This is a genomic window from Fulvivirga lutimaris, assembly GCF_009711525.1.
Lineage (GTDB): Bacteria > Bacteroidota > Bacteroidia > Cytophagales > Cyclobacteriaceae > Fulvivirga > Fulvivirga lutimaris.
Window position 1 is genome coordinate 25,347 of the sequence record NZ_SMLV01000423.1, and the last position, 7,233, is coordinate 32,579.

A 7,233-nucleotide genomic window follows, 5' to 3' on the forward strand; every position below is an offset into this window, starting at 1 on the left:
AAATATCTGCATTTAATTAGTTTTTTCGAGTTTATACTTGAATAGCATACAATTTTATACAAATGCATGTGTGGCTTTTTAAGTATTGGCTATTTTCGTGGCTAAATTATTCCATAGATTTTGCTTAGATACTTCAGAATAAATGATCCGTACAGACTTATAGCAATATTCTTATTGTTACTGATCATTCGACTCCCGGTTTTTATAAGTTCTGACTTAATCACACTGCCTGAACTAAATTTTATGTTGGTAGGTGAAAAACTTACTGGTGGAGCAAAACTTTACTCTGAGGTTTGGGATTGTATTGCACCATTAAGTGCATTTATCTACAACGGAATTGATTATTTGTTTGGAAGGTCCCAGTTGACTTATCAAATATTGGCCTACATATTGGTTTGCTACCAGATATTTGTTTTTAACTCATTTCTTATAAATAGCAAAGCCTATACAGAGAATACCTATGTGCCAGGTATTATTTATGCTTTGTTGAGCTCAATTTGCTACGACATGTTTACCCTTACGCCATTTCTAATAGGGCTTACATTTCTTCTGCTGGCATTAAAAAACATATTTCAGCATATAGAATTCAGATCTAAAAGAGATGAAGACATACTCAATATTGGGTTGTTCATTGGACTGGCAACAGTAACATATCAGCCCTTTGCCATTTTCGCATTATGCACCCTTTTAATATTTGTTCTATTTACAGGAACTGTCGGTCGCAGGTATATTATGATGCTTTTTGGTTTTTTTCTGCCGATTCTTATAGCAGGAAGTTATTTCTTCTTGACCAACAGGTTCACTGATTTTATGTACAGCTTTTTGTCACCTTTTTTCGTGATTGGCAAGACATGGTACTTTTCCTTTGGAGAACTGATCGTACTTTTTGCAATACCTACCTTATACTTTCTGCTCGCACTTTTCAGAATGGTTCAAGGTGCCAGGCTTACCAACTATCAGGGTAGACTAACTCAATCGATGGTTGTTTGGATGTCATTTAGCGTAGGCTTTATCCTTATTAGTGATGAATATGACCCAACTGTTTACCTTATTTTGGTGCCAGTTGCCTCATTTTATATAGCTCACCATTTCCTTATTTATAGAAGAAGAGGCCTTGCAGAAATATCCTTTATTTTATTTTTTGCAGGCACTATAACAACAGGCATATTCAGCTATAGCACTCCTCAATGGTTGGCGAAATATTTTGATGACAAAGATTATGTTGTGAATCTTGGTAGCCATGAAGATATTAAAGGGGAGCGAATCCTTGTTCTGGATGATAATATCAGACCCTACTATTATGCTCAATCAGCAACTCCCTTTCTTAATTGGCAGATGTCAGAAGAGGTTTTTAATAACTTAGATTATTATGATAACCTTACTTTGATCTATGAAGGAATAGTTAATGATAAGCCGGATATTATTATTGATAGCAATAATAGAATGCCCAAAATCTTTGATAAGATTCCTACTTTAGAAAAGTTGTATTTTAAAGGAAGAGATGGTAATTACCATCTAAAAGTTAGCAACTGATCTTATCTACTCTTCTGCCGTGTCGGCCACCTTCAAAAGGTTCTGTTAAAAAAGTATCGACAATTTTTTGAGCTAGATCCAAATCAATGAACCTGGCGGGTATACAAACAACATTAGCATTGTTGTGCTGCCTGGCAAGAGAGGCCAATTCCTCATTCCAGCAGATGGCAGCTCTAATACCCTGATGTTTATTTGCTGTCATAGCTACACCATTGGCACTACCGCAGATTAAAATACCCAATTCATTTTTACCACTTTCAACAGAAGAGGAAACCGGATGAGCAAAATCTGGATAGTCTACGGAATCAGCAGTGTCGGTACCAAAATTTTGAACTTCATGACCTTGCTTTTCTAAAGCTTCAATAATCGAAGCTTTGTATTCAAACCCTGCGTGGTCGCCACCAATTGCTATCTTCATGAGTCCTTATATTTTAGTTCTTCTTTTTTTGCTTTTCTAGCAGCTCTTCTGTGTACTCCTGCAGAAATAAATATACTAAATTGATACAGGCCTAACAATGGTAATGCTATTAGAATCTGGCTCAACGGATCTGGAGGAGTGAATACAGCGCCCATAATAAGTATTACAACAACAGCATGCTTTCTATAGTGCCTCATTAGCGCTGGAGTTACTAATCCTAACTTAGACAGGAAATAAACAACTATTGGTAGTTGAAAAAGCAACCCGCTACCTAATACAAGTGAGCTTAGCGTTGAAATGTATGATGTGATATCGAATTCATTGTTTACCAGATCACTAACCTGATATCCAGCCAAAAAGCTAACTGCCAGCGGTGACATGATAAAATACCCGAAGAGTACGCCAGTTGTAAATAAAACTGTTACCGAAAAAACAGCACCCCTTGAAATGGATTTTTCAGTCATGTGCAATCCCGGACTAATAAATTTCCAGAACTCCCAAAAGACATATGGAAAAGCTACAATAAGCCCAATGACAAATGAAGAAGTAATATGCATTGTAAACTGCCCTGTCATCTGACGGCTCTGAATTTTAAAATCCAGCGCTTCAATACATAAGGCAGGAGAATTAATTGCTTCTGCAAGCTTGCAGAGCATTTTAAATGTCCAAAAATCTGGCCGTGCTGGCCCAAATATTACTGTGTTGAAAACAAAATCAACAGAAATGAATGCCACTACGCTAAACACTAGTATAGCGATGACAGATCGTATTAAATGCCACCTTAATTCCTCAAGGTGGTCAATAAACGACATCTCTTTTTCTTCAGGCTGATCTAAATAGGTGGTCACTATTGATATAGAGGAAATTTATTCATCCAGGTATTTATTTCTGTCTTAACATCAGAAATTACAGCTTCATCTTCATGGTTAGCTAAAACCTTGTCGATAAGATCAACAATTTTAGTCATATCATCTTCTTTCATGCCTCTTGTTGTAACCGCAGCAGAACCAACACGCATACCTGAAGTAACAAATGGTGATTCGGTATCGAATGGTACCATGTTTTTGTTAATTGTGATATCAGCTTTGATCAAGGTGTTTTCTGCTATCTTACCAGTCAATCCTTTAGATCTAAGATCAATCAGCATCATGTGATTGTCCGTTCCTCCAGAAATGATGTCATAGCCTTTATCTAAAAATGCTTTAGCCATTGCTTTTGCGTTTTTAGTCACCTGAACCACATAATTCATGTAATCATCAGATAGTGCCTCGCCAAAAGCCACAGCTTTTGCTGCTATAACATGCTCTAAAGGTCCGCCTTGTGTACCAGGGAACACTCCAGAATCTAATAATGAAGATATTTTTCTCAATTCTCCTTTAGGAGTTTTTAAGCCGAATGGGTTATCAAAATTCTCACCCACCATAATCAATCCGCCTCTTGGACCTCTCAATGTTTTGTGGGTGGTGGTTGTAACTATATGGCAGAATTCCATCGGGTCATTCAATAAGCCTCTGGCAATTAATCCTGATGGATGCGAGATATCTGCTAATAATAGGGCGCCAACCTCATCTGCAGCTTCTCTTAATTTTTCGTAATTCCAATCACGACTGTAAGCTGAAGCGCCACAAATGATCAATTTTGGTTTTTCTTTCTTGGCAGTCTTTACTACTTCATCCCAATCAATCAGGCCGGTACTCTTTTCTACTCCATAAAAAGTAGGGTTGTAAAGTTTTCCAGAGAAGTTTACCGGAGAGCCATGAGTAAGGTGACCACCATGAGAAAGGTCAAATCCTAATATTTTATCTCCTGGGTTTAGCACTGCCAGCATAACCGCAGCATTGGCCTGAGCACCTGAGTGAGGCTGTACATTGGCCCATGAAGCACCAAAAAGTTCTTTTACCCTATCAATCGCAAGATTTTCAATCTCATCAACAACTTCACAACCACCATAATAACGCTTTCCGGGAAGGCCTTCTGCATATTTATTGGTTAAAACTGTGCCCATACATTCCATCACCTGCGGTGATGCAAAGTTTTCTGAGGCAATAAGTTCAATGCCGGATTGCTGTCTGTTTTTTTCTTTTGATATTAGATCGAAAATAGTGGTGTCTCTCTGCATAATAAGGGCTCTAAAAAATGAAGCCCAAAAATAAGCTAAGCCTTAGAGATTACCAATAATAATTGTGAGCCCTTTAATTTATTTAGTATCATAAAACCCAACCTCTTTTAAATACTTCTGAATTGTATTCTCAAGGCCAAGATATATGGCATCACAAACAAGTGCATGACCGATGGATACTTCGTCAAGGTGAGGTACTTGCTCTCTAAAATATTTCAGGTTATCAAGGTCAAGGTCATGTCCGGCATTAATCTCAAGTCCAACTTTATGGGCAATTTTAGCAGCTTCTACATATGGTTTCACTGCCGCCACTTTGTCTTTAAAATAACCCCTGGCGTAGGCTTCGGTATAGAGTTCAATTCTATCTGTTCCCACATTGGCGGCATGTTCTACCATTTTAGATACTGGCTCTACAAAAATTGAAGTTCTAATACCTGCTGACTTAAGAGTACTGGTAATTTCTTTTAAAAGCTCGGCATTTTTTATAGTATCCCAGCCTGCATTTGAGGTTATTGCATCTGGTGGGTCGGGTACAAGTGTGGCCTGGGCAGGTTTTACCTCTAATACAAGATCAAGGTACCGCTGGTCAGGATAACCCTCAATATTAAATTCTGTAGTTACAACTTTACTTAGTGCTAAAACATCAGATCTTTTTATGTGTCTTTCATCAGGTCTTGGATGCACGGTGATGCCTTGAGCACCAAAACGCTCACAGTCTTTCGCAACTTGAATCAAATCTGGGTTGTTACTACCTCTAGCATTTCTTATAGTGGCAAATTTGTTAATATTTACACTCAGACGGGTCATGGGCATTTTTATATTTTATAAATTTGGAACCGATTGAATTACAAAGTAAACGAATTGATAATTAACAAAATTCAAATTATATGAGTCTTAAGCAACAAATTGACGGTGACATAAAACAGGCGATGCTTCAGAAGAAAAAGGAAGAGCTCACTGCATTGAGGGCTATTAAATCGGCCATCTTATTAGCTGAGACGGAAAAAGGTGGTGGAGATGGTTTAGACAGCGATGCAGAGATGAAATTATTGGCCAAGCAGGCTAAACAAAGAAAAGACTCTGCTGATATATATGCCAAAGAAGGAAGAGAAGACTTGGCTAATAAGGAGCTATTTGAATTAGAAGTAATTAGCAAGTATTTGCCAAAGCAACTGTCTGATGAGGAAATCGAAGAAACTGTTAAGGGAATAATATCCAAAGTAGGTGCTGCTGGCCCACAAGATATGGGCAAAGTAATGGGAGCTGCAACCAAAGAAATGTCAGGAAAAGCTGATGGGAAAAAAATATCTGAAATAGTAAAGAAGTTACTTTCTAACTAGATTGAATACGCTCGATATTATTATTTTGGCACCTTTGCTTTTTGGTGCATACAGGGGTTTCAAAAAGGGGTTTGTACTTGAAATAGTGGCCATTGTATCTTTTGTTTTGGCCATAATAGGAGGGTTTAAGCTCATGCATTGGGGTATGGACTTAATAGATCAGTATTTCGATATCAGTGGTGAGTTGCTGCCCTATATTTCATTTATAGTAATTTTCATTGGAATAATTCTGCTGACCAATTTAGTTGGAAAAGTTTTTAAGAAAATTCTTGACCTGACCCTTTTGGGAACTGTAGATAATCTTGCTGGAGCAGTGCTTTCTGTAATTAAATGGGCCTTTGGCATAAGCGTTCTGCTGTGGTTATCAACATCATTTGGAATAAACTTTTCAGAGGAATGGGTGGAAGGGTCAGTTCTATATGAACCTATTGTTACATTTGCCCCAAAATTAGTCGAGTACCTTTCAGCGGTTGTGCCATATACCAATGATTTGTTTGATCATATTCAAAAGCTTTTAAGTGGGAGTACTTCTTCTTGATAATTTTGATTCCTTCACATTTAATCTTGTAGATTATTTTTTGCAGTTAGGAGTTAAATGTGATGTGGTGCGGAATGACTCAACTATTGATGATGTTAAGAAGCTGCAACCAGCTGCATTAATTATATCTCCAGGCCCACAGGTACCTTCTAAAGCAGGATGCCTAATGGAAGTTTTGGAAACTTTTGCTAATAAAATACCAGTTTTGGGAATTTGTCTTGGGCATCAGGCAATTGGGGAATTTTATGGTATGAATTTAATAAAAGCACCGCAACCTCGTCATGGAAAAATCACTTCAGTGAACCATTCTAACGATGTTATTTTTAATGAAATACCTGAACATTTTAATGCCGTTCAGTACAACTCTTTGATATTGGAAAATAAATACAATACAAATATTAATATCATTGCGACTGCTAATAATGGTCAAATAATGGCTGTAAAGCACAATAATCTACCAATCTGGGGGTTGCAATTTCATCCTGAAGCAGCACTTACAGAGCACGGCCTTCAGATGCTCAAAAATTGGGTAGATTATAATAAGTTAGGAGTATAATTCAGCATTTTTGTTTACTTTGTATCAACTAAATTTTTACGAATGTCTTTAGCTGTAAGGGAAGAAAAGGATTTTAAATACATTGATGAAGGCTCAGGAGAAGTTCTATTGTTGCTTCATGGGTTGTTTGGAGCATTGAGTAATTGGGAAGAGGTAGTCAACAATTTTAAAGAGAAATACCGTGTAGTTATTCCTTTATTGCCTATTTATGAGATGCCGATACGTCAGGCAGGATTGGAGGGGCTTCAGGAATTTGTAGAGAAATTTATCGCGCTTAAAAAGTTTGAGAATATGACGCTTATAGGTAATTCTTTGGGTGGCCATGTTGCATTAATGTATACTCTAGCAAACCCTAGTAAAGTAAAAAGCCTCGTACTTACGGGTAGTTCTGGGCTATTTGAAAACTCTATGGGAGGTTCTTTTCCTAAAAGAGGGAGTTATGAATATATTAGAGAAAGAGTTGAGTATACTTTTTATGATCCATCAACAGCTACTAAGGAGCTTGTAGATGAAGTTTTTGAAACTACTAAGAGTATACCTAAATGTTTGAGAATTGTGGCCATTGCAAAATCTGCACAACGTCATAATATGGCCAAAGAAATTCCAAGAATAAAGCAACCGACATTGTTGGTATGGGGACTTAATGATACCATTACCCCACCGCACGTTGGTCATGAATTCAATAAGCTTATACCAAATTCACAACTTGAGTTTGTTGACAAATGCTGT

The 7,233-nt window shown here is 37.4% G+C and carries 9 protein-coding genes; 5 read left to right on the plus strand and 4 right to left on the minus strand.

What is annotated here, in order from left to right; translation table 11 throughout:
* The first annotated feature begins 243 nt into the window (after positions 1-243).
* Positions 244-1,533, plus strand: a complete 1,290-nt coding sequence (locus E1140_RS17415; RefSeq protein ID WP_155186940.1) for an LTA synthase family protein — start codon at positions 244-246, stop codon at positions 1,531-1,533.
* On the opposite strand, the gene rpiB is transcribed toward E1140_RS17415, so the two are convergent.
* From rpiB to E1140_RS17435, 4 genes are all read right to left on the minus strand, one after another.
* Positions 1,523-1,951 carry a ribose 5-phosphate isomerase B gene (gene rpiB, locus E1140_RS17420; protein ID WP_155186943.1) on the minus strand — a complete coding sequence of 143 codons (429 nt, stop codon included), beginning with the start codon at positions 1,949-1,951 and terminating at the stop codon, positions 1,523-1,525. The genes E1140_RS17415 and rpiB overlap by 11 nt on opposite strands.
* Complete coding sequence (tatC, locus tag E1140_RS17425) at positions 1,948-2,799, minus strand: twin-arginine translocase subunit TatC (RefSeq protein ID WP_425482040.1); 852 nt, start codon at positions 2,797-2,799, stop codon at positions 1,948-1,950. Before tatC ends, rpiB begins: the two co-directional genes overlap by 4 nt.
* Positions 2,799-4,070 carry a serine hydroxymethyltransferase gene (locus E1140_RS17430; RefSeq protein WP_155186946.1) on the minus strand — a complete coding sequence of 424 codons (1,272 nt, stop codon included), beginning with the start codon at positions 4,068-4,070 and terminating at the stop codon, positions 2,799-2,801. Before E1140_RS17430 ends, tatC begins: the two co-directional genes overlap by 1 nt.
* A 78-nt stretch (positions 4,071-4,148) precedes the next feature.
* Positions 4,149-4,877, minus strand: coding sequence for a pyridoxine 5'-phosphate synthase (locus E1140_RS17435; RefSeq protein ID WP_155186949.1), 729 nt, complete (start codon positions 4,875-4,877; stop codon positions 4,149-4,151).
* Positions 4,878-4,957: 80 nt separating this feature from the next.
* Here E1140_RS17435 and E1140_RS17440 point away from each other — a divergent pair, with 80 nt between their 5' ends.
* The 4 genes from E1140_RS17440 to E1140_RS17455 form a co-directional block, all read left to right on the plus strand.
* Entirely contained in the window at positions 4,958-5,410 is a 453-nt protein-coding gene (locus E1140_RS17440) for a GatB/YqeY domain-containing protein (protein ID WP_155186952.1), read from the plus strand.
* 1 nt (position 5,411) lies between these two features.
* Complete coding sequence (locus tag E1140_RS17445; RefSeq protein WP_155186955.1) at positions 5,412-5,948, plus strand: CvpA family protein; 537 nt, start codon at positions 5,412-5,414, stop codon at positions 5,946-5,948.
* Positions 5,929-6,504, plus strand: a complete 576-nt coding sequence (locus E1140_RS17450; protein WP_185153655.1) for a glutamine amidotransferase-related protein — start codon at positions 5,929-5,931, stop codon at positions 6,502-6,504. Before E1140_RS17445 ends, E1140_RS17450 begins: the two co-directional genes overlap by 20 nt.
* 42 nt (positions 6,505-6,546) lie before the next feature.
* A partial coding sequence (locus E1140_RS17455) for an alpha/beta fold hydrolase (RefSeq protein WP_155186997.1) occupies positions 6,547-7,233 on the plus strand: 687 nt, incomplete at its 3' end.